The organism is Geodermatophilus poikilotrophus, assembly GCF_900111455.1.
Taxonomy (GTDB): Bacteria; Actinomycetota; Actinomycetes; order Mycobacteriales; family Geodermatophilaceae; genus Geodermatophilus; species Geodermatophilus poikilotrophus.
Map to the genome: position 1 here is coordinate 313,679 of NZ_FOIE01000001.1, position 16,027 is coordinate 329,705.

The 16,027-nt window shown below is 76.2% G+C and carries 18 protein-coding genes and 1 tRNA gene; 8 read left to right on the forward strand and 11 right to left on the reverse strand.

Translation table 11 applies throughout. The features are described 5' to 3' along the window. Positions 1 to 42: 42 nt before the first annotated feature. The 5 genes from BMW27_RS01400 to BMW27_RS01420 form a co-directional block, all read right to left on the reverse strand. Complete coding sequence (locus tag BMW27_RS01400) at positions 43 to 429, reverse strand: VOC family protein (RefSeq protein ID WP_091437987.1); 387 nt, start codon at positions 427 to 429, stop codon at positions 43 to 45. A 67-nt stretch (positions 430 to 496) separates the two neighbouring features. Beyond that, a complete protein-coding gene (locus tag BMW27_RS01405; RefSeq protein WP_091437990.1) occupies positions 497 to 1,252 on the reverse strand; it encodes an SCO1664 family protein in 756 nt (251 codons plus the stop codon). Between the two features lie 19 nt (positions 1,253 to 1,271). Next, positions 1,272 to 1,823, reverse strand: a complete 552-nt coding sequence (locus tag BMW27_RS01410) for a DUF3090 family protein (RefSeq protein WP_091437991.1) — start codon at positions 1,821 to 1,823, stop codon at positions 1,272 to 1,274. Between the two features lie 46 nt (positions 1,824 to 1,869). Further along, complete coding sequence (locus tag BMW27_RS01415; RefSeq protein WP_091437993.1) at positions 1,870 to 2,571, reverse strand: histidine phosphatase family protein; 702 nt, start codon at positions 2,569 to 2,571, stop codon at positions 1,870 to 1,872. Between the two features lie 130 nt (positions 2,572 to 2,701). Then, positions 2,702 to 3,160, reverse strand: a complete 459-nt coding sequence (locus tag BMW27_RS01420) for a MarR family transcriptional regulator (RefSeq protein WP_091437996.1) — start codon at positions 3,158 to 3,160, stop codon at positions 2,702 to 2,704. Positions 3,161 to 3,210: 50 nt separating this feature from the next. Here BMW27_RS01420 and BMW27_RS01425 point away from each other — a divergent pair, with 50 nt between their 5' ends. Beyond that, entirely contained in the window at positions 3,211 to 4,059 is an 849-nt protein-coding gene (locus BMW27_RS01425; protein WP_091437998.1) for an alpha/beta fold hydrolase, read from the forward strand. A gap of 110 nt (positions 4,060 to 4,169) precedes the next feature. Here BMW27_RS01425 and BMW27_RS01430 read toward each other — a convergent pair whose 3' ends face one another. Then, on the reverse strand, positions 4,170 to 5,003 hold the full coding sequence (locus BMW27_RS01430; protein WP_091438001.1) for an undecaprenyl-diphosphate phosphatase: 834 nt from the start codon (positions 5,001 to 5,003) through the stop codon (positions 4,170 to 4,172). 167 nt (positions 5,004 to 5,170) lie between these two features. On the opposite strand from BMW27_RS01430, the gene BMW27_RS01435 reads away from it, so the two are divergent. Next, positions 5,171 to 6,151 (forward strand): aldo/keto reductase, encoded by a 981-nt coding sequence (locus BMW27_RS01435; protein ID WP_091438003.1) that lies wholly within the window; start codon positions 5,171 to 5,173, stop codon positions 6,149 to 6,151. Continuing rightward, complete coding sequence (locus tag BMW27_RS01440) at positions 6,148 to 8,100, forward strand: AAA family ATPase (RefSeq protein WP_091438006.1); 1,953 nt, start codon at positions 6,148 to 6,150, stop codon at positions 8,098 to 8,100. The genes BMW27_RS01435 and BMW27_RS01440 overlap by 4 nt, the downstream gene beginning before the upstream one ends. Before the next feature lie 63 nt (positions 8,101 to 8,163). Here the strand turns inward: BMW27_RS01440 and BMW27_RS01445 are convergent, their stop codons facing one another. Continuing rightward, positions 8,164 to 8,919: a DUF2470 domain-containing protein gene (locus BMW27_RS01445; RefSeq protein ID WP_091438009.1), complete on the reverse strand. Its 756-nt coding sequence runs from the start codon at positions 8,917 to 8,919 to the stop codon at positions 8,164 to 8,166. 245 nt (positions 8,920 to 9,164) lie between these two features. Here BMW27_RS01445 and BMW27_RS01450 point away from each other — a divergent pair, with 245 nt between their 5' ends. Next, complete coding sequence (locus BMW27_RS01450) at positions 9,165 to 10,733, forward strand: alpha/beta hydrolase (protein ID WP_175486270.1); 1,569 nt, start codon at positions 9,165 to 9,167, stop codon at positions 10,731 to 10,733. A 17-nt stretch (positions 10,734 to 10,750) separates the two neighbouring features. Here BMW27_RS01450 and BMW27_RS01455 read toward each other — a convergent pair whose 3' ends face one another. After that, entirely contained in the window at positions 10,751 to 11,017 is a 267-nt protein-coding gene (locus BMW27_RS01455; RefSeq protein ID WP_091438014.1) for a hypothetical protein, read from the reverse strand. A gap of 83 nt (positions 11,018 to 11,100) precedes the next feature. Between BMW27_RS01455 and BMW27_RS01460 the strand changes: the two genes are divergently transcribed. Continuing rightward, positions 11,101 to 11,343, forward strand: coding sequence for a DUF5703 family protein (locus tag BMW27_RS01460; RefSeq protein ID WP_091438016.1), 243 nt, complete (start codon positions 11,101 to 11,103; stop codon positions 11,341 to 11,343). A gap of 93 nt (positions 11,344 to 11,436) precedes the next feature. Then, positions 11,437 to 12,006 carry a class I SAM-dependent methyltransferase gene (locus BMW27_RS01465; RefSeq protein ID WP_091438019.1) on the forward strand — a complete coding sequence of 190 codons (570 nt, stop codon included), beginning with the start codon at positions 11,437 to 11,439 and terminating at the stop codon, positions 12,004 to 12,006. A 4-nt stretch (positions 12,007 to 12,010) separates the two neighbouring features. Here BMW27_RS01465 and BMW27_RS01470 read toward each other — a convergent pair whose 3' ends face one another. Both BMW27_RS01470 and BMW27_RS01475 read right to left on the reverse strand, forming a co-directional pair. Continuing rightward, positions 12,011 to 12,814 carry an SDR family oxidoreductase gene (locus BMW27_RS01470; protein WP_091438021.1) on the reverse strand — a complete coding sequence of 268 codons (804 nt, stop codon included), beginning with the start codon at positions 12,812 to 12,814 and terminating at the stop codon, positions 12,011 to 12,013. Positions 12,815 to 12,821: 7 nt separating this feature from the next. Then, positions 12,822 to 13,520 (reverse strand): aspartate/glutamate racemase family protein, encoded by a 699-nt coding sequence (locus BMW27_RS01475; protein ID WP_091438022.1) that lies wholly within the window; start codon positions 13,518 to 13,520, stop codon positions 12,822 to 12,824. Between the two features lie 83 nt (positions 13,521 to 13,603). On the opposite strand from BMW27_RS01475, the gene BMW27_RS01480 reads away from it, so the two are divergent. Next, a complete protein-coding gene (locus BMW27_RS01480; protein ID WP_091438025.1) occupies positions 13,604 to 14,476 on the forward strand; it encodes a LysR family transcriptional regulator in 873 nt (290 codons plus the stop codon). A 6-nt stretch (positions 14,477 to 14,482) separates the two neighbouring features. On the opposite strand, the gene BMW27_RS01485 is transcribed toward BMW27_RS01480, so the two are convergent. Continuing rightward, complete coding sequence (locus BMW27_RS01485) at positions 14,483 to 15,811, reverse strand: M20/M25/M40 family metallo-hydrolase (protein WP_091438027.1); 1,329 nt, start codon at positions 15,809 to 15,811, stop codon at positions 14,483 to 14,485. An 85-nt stretch (positions 15,812 to 15,896) separates the two neighbouring features. Between BMW27_RS01485 and BMW27_RS01490 the strand changes: the two genes are divergently transcribed. Next, positions 15,897 to 15,981 (forward strand) — tRNA-Leu (locus BMW27_RS01490). Positions 15,982 to 16,027: the final 46 nt, after the last annotated feature.

A 16,027-nucleotide genomic window follows, 5' to 3' on the forward strand; every position in this document is an offset into this window, starting at 1 on the left:
CCCGCGGAGGCTCGGGGCGGGACCCGGGACGGGGCCGCGTGCTCAGGGCCAGGTGCTGGCGTTCCGCTCGAAGTCCTCCCCGGTCTGCACGCCGACGACGTCGAAGACCATGCCGGCGGGGTCCTTCATCTGCCAGAAGCCGCCCATGTCCGCGATCCGCCGCGCCCCCAGGGCCTCAAGCCGGGCCACCTCCGCGTCGACGTCGTCGGTCTCCACGTCGACGTGCCAGCGCGGCGGCGTCCCGTGCCCGGTGCGCTGGACCTCCAGGTGGAAGCCGCCGGCGAAGGCACCCAGCGACGACCAGTTCGCGTCCGAGGGGTCCGGGGACACCGCGTGACCGGTGGCGCCGGACCAGAAGGCCCGCCCGGCGTCGTGCAGGTCGGGGGGCAGGTCGAGCATCAGGACGGCCAGGCGCGAACGGTGCGGCATGCAGCGATCCTGGCCCCCTGCGGGGTCCCGCCGCGAGCGTGCGAGCGGTGGGGGCAGGGGGCCCCGTTCAGAAGGGCGGCCAGGGCAGCGCGGGCCAGTCGCCGCTGGGCTGCGGGTGCCGGCCGGTGCGCAGCAGCTCGGCGACCCGCTGCTGGGTGCGCCGCACCTCGCGCCGGGTCAGGTGCTCGTGCAGCTGCTCGCCGAGGTCACCGAGCAGGTCGCCGGTGAGCCGCTCCAGCACCTCCACCGCCTCCACCGGCAGCGGCTGCCCGGCCCAGCGCCACAGCAGGGTGCGCAGCTTGGGGTCGACGGAGAAGCAGATGCCGTGGTCGACGCCGAACACGTGCCCGTCGGAGGTCGGGATGATGTGCCCGCCCTTGCGGTCGGCGTTGTTGACGACGGCGTCGAACACCGCCATGCGGCGCAGGCCGGGGTGGTCGGAGCGGACGAAGGCGGCCAGGTCGACGTCGGGGTCGCCGTCCACCCACAGCTGCACCATGCCCGGGCCGAACGGGCCGTCGCGCAGCACGGTCGGCGGCACCACCCGCCAGCCCGTCGCCTCCGACACCAGCGCCGCGGACACCTCGCGCCCGGCGAGGGTGCCGTCGGGGAAGTCCCACAGCGGCCGCTCGCCGGCGACGGGCTTGTAGACGCACTCGGCCACGAGCTCGCCGGTGCGCACGTACCCGACGAGGGTGACGTTGCTGGCGTCGAGCATGCGGCCCTCGAGGTCCATCTCGCCCTCGAGCAGCAGCGCGCGTGCCTCGGCGTCATCGGCCGGGGGGCGCAGGGCCGCGGTGGGGTCGGCGGGGCGCTCGGTCATCGGAGCGCTCGGTCGGGGCTCAGCGGCGGTAGCCGTTCTGCCGCGGGCACACGTGCCCGGCAGGGTCCAGCGGCAGCGAGCACAGCGGGCAGGCCGGGCGGCCGGCGGCCACCACGCGGCGGGCCCGGACGACGAAGGCGCGGGCGGCGGCCGGGGTGATGGTCACCCGCAACGCGTCCGGGCCCTCCTCGCTGTCGGAGAGGATGACGTCCTCCTCGACGGGCTCGTCGCCGGCCGCCACGGCCTCGACGACGACGGCCTGCTCCTCGCCGTCCCACGCCAGACCCATCGCCGCGACCCGGAACTCCTCGTCGACCGGTGCGGTGAGCGGCTCCAGGTCGTCGACCTCGGCATCCGGCGGGACCACCGTGCCCGGACGGGTGGCGACCTCGTCGAGCAGCTCGTTCATCCGGTCGGCGAGCACCTGGACCTGCGCCTTCTCCAGCGCCACGCTGACCACGCGGCCCGCGGCGTCGGCGGCCTGCAGGTAGAAGGTGCGGTCGCCGGGCTGGCCCACCGTGCCGGCGACGAACCGGGACGGGCGGTCGAAGAGGTGGAGCTGGCGCGGCACGGGCCCAGGTTACGCGGGCGCCGCCCGGGCGAGCCTGGAGGCGGCCTCAGGCGGTCGCGCCCGCACCGCCCCCGACGACGGCGTCCGAGTCGGCCTTCCGGCGGCGCCGGCCCTTCTTCTTCGGCGGGACGAGCGCGGCGACGTCCCCGCCGGTGTCGTTCATGCGGACCACGAACGGGCGGGTGTCGGTGTAGGTGACCACCGAGACCGAGGCGGGGTCGACGACGATCCGCTGGAACTGGTCCAGGTGCAGGCCGAGGGCGTCGGCCAGCACGGCCTTGATGACGTCGCCGTGGCTGCAGGCCAGCCAGACGGCGTCCGGCCCCAGGCGCGCGTTCCACTCCCGGACGGCGGCCACCGCGCGCGCCTGCGTCTGCGCCAGCCCCTCCCCCTCCGGGCCGGGGAAGACCGCGGCGGAGGGGTGCTGCTGCACGACCTTCCACAGCGGCTCCTTGACCAGCTCCTTGAGCGGGCGGCCGGTCCAGTCGCCGTAGCGGGCCTCGCCGAGCCGGTCGTCGGTGGCCAGCTCCAGGTCGCGCCCGGGCAGCACGGCGGCGGCGGTCTGCCGGCAGCGCTCCAGCGGGCTGCTCACGACGGCGGCCAGCGGCACCGGCGCGAGCCGCTCCCCCACCGCCCGCACCTGGCCGGCGCCGGTCTCGTCGAGCTGCACGCCCGGGGTCCAGCCGGCCAGGACGCCGCCGGCGTTGGCCGTCGTCCGGCCGTGCCGCAGGAGGAGAACGGTGGTCACGGCAGCCGAGCGTAGAGCGGCCCCGTCCCGGGCCCCGCCCTGAGCGTGCGACGGGCGGGGAGGACGGGGTCCTTCCGCTGCCCCCCACCGCTCGCCAGCTCGCGGCGGGACCCTGCAGGAGGGCCGGGCCTCAGCCCGTGCCCGCGGCGTCCACGGCGGCGACCATGTCGTCCAGGAAGGCGTCGATCACCGCCCGCTCCGCCGGGCTGCGGCGGTCGAGGACGGCCGCCGTGGCGTCGATGAGCGGCCCGAAGAAGGCCCACCCCAGCTCCTTGGCCGAGTCCTGCACGAGGACGTCGACCCGCCGGCGGTCGTCGCGGCGCGGGACGCGGCGCACGTGCCCCGCCCGCTCCAACCGGTCGAGCAGCGCGGTGACCGAGGCAGTGGTGACCCGCAGCTGACCGGCCAGCCAGGTGGGGCTGGCCGGGACGCCGGCCCGTTCCCGGTCGAGCAGGCAGACCAGGGCGCGGACGTCGGAGGCGCTGAGCCCGTTGCGGGCGGCGAAGGCGGCACCAGCGGCGTCGAGCAGCAGGGTGAGCGCGCGCAGCCGGTGCACGGTGGCCGGCGCCTGCCTGCTCTCCTCCGCCACGGCAGGAGCCTAGCTTGCCAAGTAGCTAGCCGCTCTAGTTACCTGTCGCCATGGACTTCGGCGAGGCCTACAGCGCCGCGGCCGCCCGCTGGCCGGCCGGCACCGGCGCGCTCGACGTCCCGACGTCGTGGGGACGCACGCACCTGCTCGCCGCGGGGCCGGCCGGGGCGACCCCCACGGTGCTGCTGCACGGCGGTGGTGCGACGGCGACGGTCTGGGCGGGCGTGGCCCGGGAGCTGTCCGGACGGTTCCGGGTGCTCGCGCCGGACCAGCCCGGGAGCCCGGGCCGCAGCACCAGCAGCCGCCCCTTCCGGACGACGGCCGACCAGGCCGCGTGGCTGGGCGAGCTGATCGAGGCGCTCGACGTCGGGCCCGTGCACCTGGTGGGCCACTCGGCCGGCGGGCACCTCGCGCTCACCGGCGCGCTCGAGCGTCCCGGGACCGTCTCCTCCCTCGCGCTCCTCGACCCCACGGCGTGCTTCACCGGCTTCAGCCCGCGCTACCTGCTGCACGCCGTGCCGCACCTGGTGCGCCCCACGCCGGCCCGCGTGCGGCGGTTCTTCGCCTGGGAGACCCGGGGACGCGCGCTCGACCCGGCCTGGCTGGAGGTCGCCGTCCGGGGTTTGACCGAGTTCGACGCCACGCCGATCGTCCCGACGCGCCGCCCTGCCCGGGCACGGCTGGCCCGGCTGACCGTGCCGACGCTGGTGCTCGTCGCCGGCCGCAGCCGGGCACACGACCCGTCCCGGGTGGCGCGGAGCGCGCGGTCGCTGCTGCCGGCGGCCACCGTCGTCGGGCTGCCGGTGGCCAGCCACCACACGATCCCCGTCCTCGACGCCGGGGAGATCGCCGCGGCCGTCGGCGACCACGTCGTCCGCAGCACGGCGCCCCCGCGTTGACCACGGGGTTGCGGCCGGGGGGCACGCCGTCTCGGGCGCGTCCGCGGGCGACGACCTCGTGATCGACGCGGACAGGGGAGGTGGGACGCCGGGGTGTCTGAACCCCCGCGTCACTGCGGGGCGAGGACCCCGGCGCCGACGAGGGCGAGGATCAGCAGGCCCAGCACCACCCGGTAGACCACGAACGGCGTGAAGCTGCCGCGGTCGAGGTAGCGCAGCAGCCAGGCGATGACGACCAGCCCGACGCCGAAGGCCAGCACCGTGGCCAGGATCGTCGGCCCCCACGCGACCGTCTCCCCCGCGACCCCGCCGGTGAGCGCCTCGTAGACCTGGAAGAAGCCCGAGGCCAGCACGGCCGGGACGGCGAGCAGGAAGGAGTACCGCGCCGCGGCGGCCCGCGAGTAGCCCAGGAACAGGCCCATGGTGATCGTGCCGCCGGAGCGCGAGACCCCGGGCACCAGCGCCATCGCCTGGGCGAAGCCGAAGGCGATGCCGTGCCCGACGGTCAGCTGGTCCAGCTCGCGCTTCTTGCGGCCCACCCGGTCGGCCCAGTAGAGGACCAGCGAGAACGCGACCAGCGCGATCGCGACGATGCGCAGGTCGCGGAAGGTGGTCTCGATGCGGTCCTGGAACAGCAGCCCGAGGACCCCGATCGGCAGCGTGCCGGCGATGATCAGCCAGCCCATCCGGGCGTCGGGGTCGCGGCGCACCGCGCGGTCGCCCAGGGAGCGCACCCAGGCGCTGACGATCCGCCCGATGTCGCGGCGGAAGTAGAGCAGCACCGCGGCCTCGGTGCCGATCTGGGTGATCGCGGTGAACGCCGCGCCCGGGTCACCCCAGCCGAAGGCCTCCCCCACCACCCGCAGGTGCGCGCTGGAGGAGATGGGCAGGAACTCCGTCAGCCCCTGCACCAGCCCCAGGACGACGGCCTCGATCCAGCTCATCGCCCGCGGTACCCCCGTCGGCCGGGTGCGGTCGGTCGGGCCGGAGGGGTGGTTCGCAGGAGCACGGGAGGCCACCCTAGGGCGCGGCCGGCCGGGCCCTCGCGCGGCACGCAGGAACGGCCGCGGTCCCCGGCCGCCGTCGTGCCCCGGCGGTAGGTTGGCCTCCCGTGGAACAACGCGCGCTGGGGCGCAGCGGCCTGGTGGTCTCGCGCCTGGCCCTGGGCACCATGACCTGGGGCCGCGACACCGACGAGGACGAGGCCGCGATGCAGCTGACGGCGTTCGTCGACGCCGGCGGCACGCTGGTGGACACCGCCGACGTCTACTGCGACGGGGACAGCGAGCGCACCCTGGGCCGGCTGCTGTCCGACGTCGTCCCCCGCTCCGACGTGCTGGTCGCCACCAAGGCCGTCGGGCGCACCGCGCCGGGGCCGATGGGCCGCGGTGCCTCCCGCGGGCACCTGCTGGCCGCGCTTGACGCCTCGCTGGAGCGCCTGGGCACCGACCACGTCGACCTGTGGCAGCTGCACTCCTGGGACGACACGACCCCGCTGGAGGAGACCCTCGCCGCCTGCGACGCCGCGGTCTCCTCCGGCCGGGTGCGCTACGTCGGGATCAGCAACTTCACCGGCTGGCAGACCGCGCACGCCGTCACCTGGCAGCGCGCCTGGCCCGGCCGGGTGCCCGTCGTGAGCACCCAGGTGGAGTACTCGCTGCTGCAGCGCGGCGTCGAGCGCGAGGTGGTGCCCGCCGCGGAGGCGCTGGGGCTAGGTGTGCTGGCCTGGTCCCCGCTGGGCCGCGGGCTGCTCACCGGCAAGTACCGGCAGGGCCCGCCGGCGGAGTCCCGCGGCGCGTCCCCGCAGTGGCAGGGCTTCATCGACGGGCTGCGCTCGGCGACCGCCGACCGGATCGTCGAGGCGGTGGTCACCGCCGCCCAGGGGCTGGGCACCACGCCACTGGCCGTGGCCCTGGCGTGGGTGCGCGACCGCCCCGGCGTGACCGCGCCGGTGGTCGGGGCGCGGACCGCGCAGCAGCTGCAGGCCTCGCTGGACGCGGAAGCCGTGCGGCTGCCCGCGGCGATCCGCACCGCGCTCGAGGACGTCTCGGCGCCCTACTTCGGCTACCCCGAGCGGAGGTTCGACCGGTGAGCGCGGTCCCGACCACGACGACCGACCCGGTCTTCGCCGCCTTCTGCGCCGCCGGGCTGTGGCCGGGCCTGGGCAAGCGGGCCGCCGCGGAGCTGCCGGCCGCCGGCATCACCTCCTCCGACGACGTCACCGCCGACCGGCTGCTGAAGCTGCCGCGCGTCGGCCGGCAGCGCGCCGAGCGCCTCTTCTCCAGCTTCCTGGCCGCCGCACCCACCTACGAGGTCGTGGAGCTGCTGGTCGGCGCCGGTCTGGACGCGAAGCTCGCCTCGACCGCCGCCGACGCCCTGGGCAACGACGCCGCCCGCCGGCTGCGCGACGACCCGTGGGCGCTGCTCGGCCTGACCGGGGTCACCCTGGGCGACGCCGACCGGCTGGCCATCGCCGTCCTGCCCGGCGCCGACAAGCAGGACACCCGGCGCGGGCGGGCGGTCGTCGCCCACACCCTGCGGACGGCGACCCGTGACGGGCACACGGTGCTCCCCGCCGACCTGGTCGTCGCCGCGCTGCGCGCCGAGGGCGTCGCCGACCCGGTCGCGGCGATCGGAGCGGCGGTCGAGTCCGGCGAGGTGCTCGACCACGAGCCGCCGGAGCCGGAGTACGACGAGGACGCCCTGGGACCGGACGACGAGCTGCCGGAGCCGGACCCGGCGCTGCGCACGCTGTCGCTGGCCCGCTACGGGATGGCCGAGGAGGCGCTCGCGGAGAACGTCGCCCGGCTGGTCGCCACCGCCGAGCGGATCGCCGACCCGGCCGCCGTCCGCTCGGTGGCCAAGGGCCTGGACGACGCGCAGAAGCAGGCCGTCGCGCAGGTCCTCGGCGCCGGCGTCTCGCTGCTGACCGGCGGGCCGGGCACCGGCAAGAGCCGCACGGTCGCCGCGGTCGTCAAGCTGCTGCAGTCCAAGGGCACCGAGGTCGCGCTCGCCGCGCCCACCGGCCGGGCGGCCAAGCGGCTGGAGGAGCTGACCGACCACCCGGCGGTCACCGTGCACCGGCTGCTCGGCGCGCAGGGCACCTCCGGCGGGTTCGCCCGCAACGAGGAGTGGCCGCTGGACGCCGACGTCGTCGTGGTCGACGAGGCCTCGATGCTCGACGTCGAGCTCACCGCGGCGCTGCTGGAGGCCTGCCAGGACGGCACCCACCTGCTGCTCGTGGGCGACCCCGCCCAGCTGCCCTCGATCGGGCCGGGCCACGTGCTCGGCGACCTGATCGACTCGGGCGCCGTCCCGGAGACCGAGCTGACCACCCTCTACCGGCAGGCCGAGGGCGGGGCGATCGCCCGGCTGGCCAACGCCGTCCGGGCCGGGGAGCTGCCGCCGGTGGACTCCCCCGACCGCGAGGTGGTCGTCGTCCCCGCCGGCGGCAGCGCGGAGGCGGCCAAGCGGGTGGTGCAGCTGGTCACCGACTCCATCCCGCGGGCGCTGGGGATCGACCCGGCGACGGTGCAGGTCGTCACGCCGGTGCACCGCGGACCGGCCGGGACGATCGAGCTGAACAAGGCGCTCAAGGCGAGGCTCAACCCGGGCGACGGCACGGTGTGGGGCTTCGACGTCGGCGACCGGGTGGTGGCCACGGCCAACCACCTGGACCTGGAGCCCACCGGGTTCGCCAACGGCGAGACCGGCGTGGTCACCGGCACCGGCGACGGCACCCTCGACGTCGACTTCGCCTCCGGGCCGGTGACGGTGAGCGGGTCGGCGATGAGCGACCTGCGGCACGGCTGGGCGATCACCGTGCACCGCGCCCAGGGCTCGGAGTGGCCCGGCGTGGTCGTCGTCCTGCCGCCGGAGGCCGGCGGGATGCTGTCCCGGCCGCTGGTCTACACCGCGCTGACCCGTGCCCAGCGGCACCTGTCGATCGTGCACGCCTCCGGTGCGGCGCTGGCCCGGGCGGTGAGCCAGGTCGACGTCCGGCCGCGGCGCACCCGGCTGGCCCGGCTGCTGGCCGAGTGAGCGGACCCCCTCCTCCCCACCCCGCGCAGGCTCGGGGCGGTGCCCTGGAGGGGGCCACCCCGGCTAGTCCCGGCGGGCGGCGCGGATCAGCTGACGGGTGGCGGCCTGCAGCTGGCCCGGGCAGGTCAGCGGCCGCGGGAACGGCACCCGCAGGTCGCACCGGCCGGCCGGGCGCTCGATGCGCAGCCGGAAGCCGAAGCGGTCCAGCCCCAGGGGACGGACGACGTCGCGCGGGCCGAGGTCGCCGGCCGGGATGCGGCTGCGCAGCAGCTCGAGGACCTCGGGGTGGTCGCGGTCCAGGTGCTGCAGCACCCGCGTCTCGACGGCGGCCAGCGGGTCGGGCCGGGCCGCGGCGTAGGCCTGCGGGCCCACCTCGGTGCGGCGCTCACCCTCCCGCAGCACGACCTCGGCCACGTCCAGCCGCAGCAGCGCGACGTCCTGCCCGACGTCGAGCAGCGCCGCCACCGGCCGGGTCTCGGCGAAGGCCAGCACCGCGGCGCGCCGGGCGGCGGGGTGCACCGGGGTGAGCCAGCCGGAGAGCCACAGCTGGGCGCGCTGCGGGTCCCGCAGCGGTACCGGCGCCCGGTCGCTGACCATCAGGACCGCGGTGAGGTCGTCCCGGCCGGCGAGCGCGGCGTCGACCTCCCCGCCGGTGGGCACCAGCGCGAGGGTCGTGCCCGTGGTGGTGGTCGCGTGCGCCAGCGGCCGGCCGGCGTCGAGCCCGCGCACGCACAGCGCGGCGGCGCTGCGGCCGGCGACGGTCCGGGCGCGCTCGGCGGCGTCGGCGCGGAGGGTGGGCGCTGCGGGGCTCGTCGTCACGGGGCTCCCTCGATCGGCGGCGAGTTAGGAAAGCCTAACTTGACCGGCCGGTCGGCGGAACAACACCGGCGCGCCGCCCCCGACGCGCCGGGACCGGAACGGGCCGCCCCCGGGACCGTTGCCCGTGCCACCGCGGCGGGTGTTCCATGACCGGCGTTCGCGGGGCGCCCGTCGCGGGGCGCCCCGGCATCCACCGGAGGGCGGGGTCCGTGGCCAGGTGTCGTCGAACGCTCGTCGTGGTGGCCGTGGCCACGCTCGTCTCCGGCGCCGGGACCGCGGTCGCCGCCGCGTCCACCCCCGCGGCCGAGCCGCCGGCCGGGGTTCCCCAGCTGACCTGGTCCGCCTGCGGGCTCACGGAGGTGGCAACGGCGGCCGGCGTGGAGTGCGCAACCGCCGGCGTGCCGATGGACCACGACGAGCCGGACGGCGAGAGCATCCGGATCGCCCTGTCCCGGGTGCCGGCCACCGATCCCGCGAACCGGATCGGCTCGCTGTTCGTCAACCCCGGCGGCCCCGGCGGCGAGTTCGTGACGTACCTGCAGGAGGCCGGCCCAGGCCTGTTCGCGGACCTCAACGCGCGCTTCGACATCGTCGCCTTCGCCCCGCGCGGGGTCGCGCCGAGCACGCCGGCGGTCGACTGCCAGGTCGACCCGGAGACCCAGGGCCCCACCGTGACGCCGACGCCGACCCCGCTCGACGTGGACCTGGACGCCCTCGTCGCCCGGGCGCAGGGCTACGTCGACGCCTGCCTGGCGACCAACGGCACGATCCTCGAGCACCTCTCCACCGCGAACGTCGCCCGCGACCTGGACCTGCTGCGCGCGGCTGTCGGCGACGAGCAGCTGTCCTACCTGGGTTTCTCCTACGGGACCGCCATCGGCGCCACCTACGCCTCCCTCTTCCCCGAGGGGTACCGCGCGCTGGTGCTGGACGCAGCCATGGACGTCGACGGGTACATCCACGACCCGTTGGGCTTCACCGCGGAACAGGCCGGCGGCTTCGAGGTGGCGCTGGCCCGCTTCGCCGAGGCCTGCGCCGTGGACCAGGTGGCCTGCTCGGGCTTCGGCGGCGCCGACCCCTACCTGGCCTACGACCAGTTGCTCGCCGCGGCCGAGGCGGCGCCGATCCCGGCCGACGCCTACCCGGCCGACCCGCGGCCGGTCACCGCGGACGACATCCGGCTGGTGACGCTCCGGCTGCTCTACGCCAAGCAGCTGTGGGGCCTGCTGGGCCTGGTGCTGTCCGAGGCCGCCGACGGGGACGCCTCCTTCATCCGGGCGCTGGTCGACTCGGTGTTCCTGGCCGACAGCGCACCGGCTGACCGGCAGTTCGCCATCAGCGCGTCCGAGCAGCGCTACCCGCGGGACGACCTGCAGGTCTACCTCGACCGCGGCGCGGAGTCCTGGGCGTCCTTCCCGCACTTCGGGGGCAACAGCGGGTACACCGAGATCCACTACGCGCTGTGGCCGGTGCGCGACGAGGACGCCTTCGCCGGACCCTTCGAGGCGTCCGCCTCCGCGCCGGCGCCGCTGGTGATCGGCACGACCTACGACCCGGCGACCCCCTACGCCTGGTCCGAGCGCCTGGCCGCCGACCTGGGGACGGCGCGGCTGCTCACCATGGAGGGCGACGGGCACGCCGCCTACGGCGGCAGGTCCGCCTGCATCGACGCCAGCACCGAGGCGTACCTGGTCGACGGCGCGCTGCCGGCCGCAGGCACGGTCTGCCGGCAGGAGACGCCCTTCGTGGCACCCGTGCCGGCGCCCACCACCGCAGCTGTCACCGCGCAGGCACTCAGCGGCCTGCTGCCCTGAGAGCCCGGGACCGGGGGCTACAGCGGGACGTCGTCGTCGTCGACGGGGACGTCGGCCTCCTGCTCGAGGACGTCGGCGGGGTCGGCCTCGCGGTCACCGACCGGCCGCAGCGGGCTGCCGGCCTCTCCCGGGCGGGCGGCCAGCTGCTGCTCGAGGGCGTCGGCCTCGGGGACGTCCTCCCCCGGCGGGGTGGCGTCACCGGCGAGGGCGACGGCCGGCGGGTCGAGCGGGGCCTCCTGCTCGGCGCGGTCGGCGTCGGGCACGTCGTTGCCGGGAGCGGTCACGTCGTCCTCCGTGTCGTCGGGGATGGGCCGGTCCCATCCTGCCGTCCGCGGGAACGCCGGGCAGTCCGGGAGGTGACGGCCACATGACCAGCGGCCGTCCGGCGGGCACAATCGGCGGGATGGAGGCGGTCGCCGGGGAGTACGAGTTCGCGCCGCTGCGGATCCCACCGGGCACGTCCCGGTCCGCGGCGGCGACCATGCTGAGCCTGCAGGCGGACACCGGCGGCTGGGAACTGGCCCGGCTGCAGCTGCACGCCGACGGCACGCGCAAGGTCATCCTGCGCCGCCGGGCCCGGCTGTCCTACCTGCCCAAGCCGCACATCTGAGCTGCCGGGCGCGGCGGCCTGCGGTCGCTGACCCGCCGCAGCCGTGTCAGGGTCTACAGCGTCCGCCGCTCCCAGGCGGTCCGGGAGGACGGCATGAGAGAGACCCTGACCGACCGCGTCCACTTCCTGCGCGCGTTCGTGGCCAACCCGCGCCAGGTGGGGGCCATCCTGCCGACCTCGCGCTGGGCGGTGCGCGACATGCTGGACCTGGCCGACGTGCCGCGCGCCGATCTGGTCGTGGAGCTCGGCGCCGGCACCGGGGTGCAGACCGGCGAGATCCTCGCCCGCCTGGGCCCGAACGCCCGGCTGGTGGCGCTGGAGATCGACCCGGACCTGGCCAAGCTGCTCGACGAGCGCTACGACGACCCGCGGCTGCAGGTCGTGTGCGACTCGGCGGAGAACCTCGACGCGCACCTGGGCGGCAAGCGGGCCGACGTGCTGGTCTCCGCGCTGCCGTACACCTCGTTCGACGCCGGCCTGCGCCGCCGGGTGCTGGACCTGCTGCCGGTCGCGCTGGCACCTCAGGGGGTGCTGCTGGTGATCCAGTACTCCCCGCTGCTCCTGCGCGACCTGCGCCGCCGCTTCCCGTCGGTGCAGCAGAAGATCACGCCCTGGAACGTGCCACCGGCCTTCCTCTACGCCTGCCGCGCCGACGCCTCCTGACGGCTCAGCGCATCGACGGCGGCCGCAGCGCCTCCGGGACGACGGCGGTCTCGCCGCTCTCCGTCTTCGCGCTGGGCACGCCCTTGAACCGGTAGGGCACCGTGCCGACGCCGGGCTGGACGACGTAGGCCGCGCCCGGCTCCCCCGACGTCCAGGCCATGAGCATCGCGTCGGCGACCTCGCCGGCCGAGAGCACCGGGAAGCCGGCCTGCGTGAACTGGTCGCGGATCCGGTCGATGATCGCGGTGTCGGCGAACCCGGGGCAGATCGCGGTGATCGTCGTCCCCTCGCGGGCCAGGCGCGGCGCCATCGACCGGACGAAGGCGATCGCGCCGCCCTTGGCGACGCTGTAGCCGGGGTCGGTGGCCATCGGCGAGAGCCCGGCCAGGGACGCCGTGACGACGATCGCGCCGCCCCCGGCCCGCCGGATCGCCGGGCGGGCCGCGAGCGCCCCGTAGACGACGCCGAAGAGGTCGACGTCGACGACCCGCGTGAACTCGTCGAGGTCGAGCTCGTCGTCGGACTTGGCCGCGGAGATGCCGGCGTTGAGGTACGCGGCGTCGAGCCGGCCGTGCTGTGCCTCGATGCGCTCGACGAGCGCGACGTTGGCCGCCCGGTCGGTGACGTCGAGGACCTCGAACTGCGCGCCCAGGTCCGCGGCGGTGGCGCGAGCCCGCTCGCCGTCGAGGTCGGCGAGGACGACGGTGACGCCCCGCTCCCCCAGCTTCGCGGCGAGGGCCCGGCCGAAGCCGCCGGTCCCCCCGGTGACGAGTGCGACGGAACCGGGACGGGGTGTGGGCGCGGTCACCCGGCCATCAGACCACGGCAGGCCACGGCGCGAGCGCGGCGTCGACCGCCGCGGTCACGTGCAGCCGGGCCGAGGGCAGCAGCGGCACCGGGCTGTCGCCGGGGCCGAGCAGCAGCTCCAGCTCGGTGCAGCACAACGCCACGGAGTCGGCGCCCCGCTCGGCGAGCCGGCGGACGACGGCGCGCAGGTCGGCGCGGGTGGCGTCGGAGAGGACGCCCCGGCACAGCTCGTCGAAGATGGCCGCGTCCACGCGGTCGACGTCGTCCTCGGGCGGCACCAGCACGGTGCGGCCGGCAGCCGCCAGCCGGTCGCGGAGGAACGACGCCCGCACGGTGCCCGCCGTGCCGAGCAGACCGATGGTGGGACCGGGCGCGGCGGCCGCCACCGGGTCGGCGATGTGCAGGAACGGCACGCTCAACGCCGCCTCGATCGCCGGCGCCGTCCGGTGCATGTAGTTGGTGCACAGCAGCACCAGCTCGGCACCGGCGGCCTCCAGCGCCCGCGCCTCGGCGGCCAGCAGCGCGGCCGCGTCGTCCCAGCGGTCCTCCAGCTGGCACTCCCTGATGACGCGGAAGTCCAGGCTGCGCACCAGCAGCGACGCGCTGGCCAGTCCGCCCAGCCGCTCCCGCACCAGCTCGTTGGCGGTGCGGTAGTACAGCGCCGTCGACTCCCAGCTCATCCCGCCCAGCAACCCGATCGTCCTCATGCACCCAGGCTCGCCGCCGACGGAGGGATCGTCCAGGCCGGGATGTCGACGTCCTGACCCAAGCGGTGCTTGGATGTCGCACCGTGGACCCCCGTCGCGTGCTCGTCTTCCGCGAGGTCGCCCGCGCCGGGTCGCTGGCCGGGGCGGCCCGCGCGCTGGGCTGGACGCAGCCGGCGGTGAGCCAGCAGGTACGGCAGCTGGAGCGGGAGGTCGGCACGGCCCTGGTGCTGCGGCAGGGCCGGGGCGTGGCGCTGACCGAGGCGGGCCGGGTCCTGCTGCGGCACGCCGAGGGGGTCGCCGACCGGCTGGCCGCGGCCGAGCAGGAGGTCGCGGCGCTGACCGGGCTGGCCGCGGGCACGGTGCGGCTGGCCGCCTTCCCGACGGCCGCGGCGGTCCTGCTGCCGCCCGCGCTGGTCGCCCTGCGCGAGCGGGCGCCGGCGCTGCAGGTGCACTTCACCGAGCAGGAGCCGCCGGAGGCCGAGGCGGCGGTGCGCAGCGGCGCGGCGGACCTGGCGCTGGTGTTCCGCCACGAGGACGACGAGGACGCCGTCCCCGGCGACCTGCTGCGCGAGCCGCTGGCGCGCCACCCGGTGCGGGCCGTCGTGCGGGCGGGCGGGCCGCTGCCCACGACGCTGGCCGACCTGCGCGACCAGCCGTGGATCGCCGGGTGCGTGCGCTGCCGCGGTCACCTGCTGCGGTGCGCGCGGCGGGCCGGCTTCACCCCCGACGTCCGGTTCGCCACCGACGACCACGTCGTCGTTCAGCGCCTGGTGGCCTCGGGGCTCGGCGTGGCGCTGCTGCCCGGCTGGGCCCTGGCGGCGAGCACGCAGCCCGGGGTGGTCGCCGTGGACCTGCCCGACGTCGACGGCCGGGTGGTCGAGACGCTGGCGCGCCCGGACGCCCGGCGGGTGCCCGGCGTCGCCGCGCTGCTGGCCGCGCTGCGCGCCGCGGCCTGAGCGGCGTCAGCAGGCGCGCAGGAACCGGTCGAGGACCCGGATGCCGAAGCGCAGCGACTCGACCGGCACGCGCTCGTCGATGCCGTGGAACAGCGAGGCGAAGTCCAGGTCCGGCGGCAGCCGCAGCGGGGAGAAGCCGAAGCAGCGCATGCCCAGCCGCTCGAAGCTCTTGGCGTCGGTGCCGCCGCTCATGGTGAACGGCACCGGGCGGGCGCCGTCGTCCTCGGCCTTCAGCGCGGCGACCATCGCGTCGACCAGCGGACCGTCGAACGTCGTCTCCACGGCCTGGTCGTGCACCAGCCACTCGCGCTGCACGCCCTCGCCGATCAGGCCGGCCAGCTGCCGCTCGAACTCCTCCTCCTGCCCGTAGAGGAAGCGCCCGTCGACGGTGGCGCTGGCCGTGCCGGGGATGACGTTGGCCTTGTAGCCGGCGTCGAGCATCGTCGGGTTGACCGTGTTGCGCAGGGCCGCGCCGATCATCCGGCTGATGCTGCCGAGCCGGGCGAGGGCCTGCTCGGGCTCGTCGGGGTCGATCTCGACGCCGTAGGCCTCCTCGACGGCGGCGAGGAAGTGGCGCATCGGCGGGGTGAGGGTCGTGGGGAGCCGGGCCGAGCCGAGGCGGGCGACGGCCTGGCAGAGCCGGGTGACGGCGTTGTCGTCGTGGACGAAGGAGCCGTGGCCGGGCTTCCCGCCGGCGGTGAGCCGCATCCAGGCCAGCCCCTTCTCCGCCGTCTGGACGAGGTAGAGGCGCAGGTCGTCGCGGACGGTGATGCTGAACCCGCCGACCTCGCTGATCGCCTCGGTGCAGCCCTCGAACAGGTCGGGGTGCTCCTCGACGAGGTAGCGGGCGCCGAGCTTCCCGCCGGCCTCCTCGTCGGCGACGAAGGCCAGGACGACGTCCCGCGGCGGCTTCGTGCCGGTGCGCGCCCAGTCGCGCACCAGCGCGAGGGTCATCGCGTCCATGTCCTTCATGTCGACCGCGCCGCGGCCCCAGACGTAGCCGTCGCGCTCCTCGCCGGAGAACGGGTGCACGCTCCACTCGGCCGGGTCGGCGGGGACGACGTCGAGGTGGCCGTGGACCAGCAGCCCCGGGCGGCTGCTGTCCTGGCCCTCGATGCGGGCGACGAGGCTGGCCCTCCCCCGCTCCGACTCGTGGATGACCGACGGGATGCCGACCTCGCCGAGCTTGCCGGCGACCCACTCCGCCGCCGTCCGCTCGCCCCTGCCGGTGGCGGTGTCCCCGGTGTTGGTCGTGTCGATGCGGATGAGGTCGGACAGCAGCTCGGCGACCTCGTCCTGGGCTCGGGCGAGGGGGGCGGGAGAGGTCTCGGACATGCCGACGATCGTGCCACCGGGGGTCTGCAGAGCCCGGCCGAGGCTCGGTTATGCTGACTCCGGTGCTCGCGGGAGCAGCTCACCTGTCCGGGTGGCGGAATGGCAGACGCGCTAGCTTGAGGTGCTAGTGCCCTTTATCGGGCGTGGGGGTTCAAGTCCCCCCTCGGACACTCCTCGCCCCGGTGTTCCTGCAGCTCAGGAGCACGGGGTGTCTTG

What these genes read in the sequence shown, in the direction of transcription:
- BMW27_RS01400 (WP_091437987.1), bottom strand. Translation starts at nt 429, where the DNA reads ATGCCGCACCGTTCGCGCCTGGCCGTCCTGATGCTCGACCTGCCCCCC.
- BMW27_RS01405 (WP_091437990.1), bottom strand. Translation starts at nt 1,252, where the DNA reads ATGACCGAGCGCCCCGCCGACCCCACCGCGGCCCTGCGCCCCCCGGCC.
- BMW27_RS01425 (WP_091437998.1), top strand. Translation starts at nt 3,211, where the DNA reads ATGGACTTCGGCGAGGCCTACAGCGCCGCGGCCGCCCGCTGGCCGGCC.
- BMW27_RS01430 (WP_091438001.1), bottom strand. Translation starts at nt 5,003, where the DNA reads ATGAGCTGGATCGAGGCCGTCGTCCTGGGGCTGGTGCAGGGGCTGACG.
- BMW27_RS01460 (WP_091438016.1), top strand. Translation starts at nt 11,101, where the DNA reads ATGACCAGCGGCCGTCCGGCGGGCACAATCGGCGGGATGGAGGCGGTC.
- BMW27_RS01465 (WP_091438019.1), top strand. Translation starts at nt 11,437, where the DNA reads ATGAGAGAGACCCTGACCGACCGCGTCCACTTCCTGCGCGCGTTCGTG.
- BMW27_RS01475 (WP_091438022.1), bottom strand. Translation starts at nt 13,520, where the DNA reads ATGAGGACGATCGGGTTGCTGGGCGGGATGAGCTGGGAGTCGACGGCG.
- BMW27_RS01485 (WP_091438027.1), bottom strand. Translation starts at nt 15,811, where the DNA reads ATGTCCGAGACCTCTCCCGCCCCCCTCGCCCGAGCCCAGGACGAGGTC.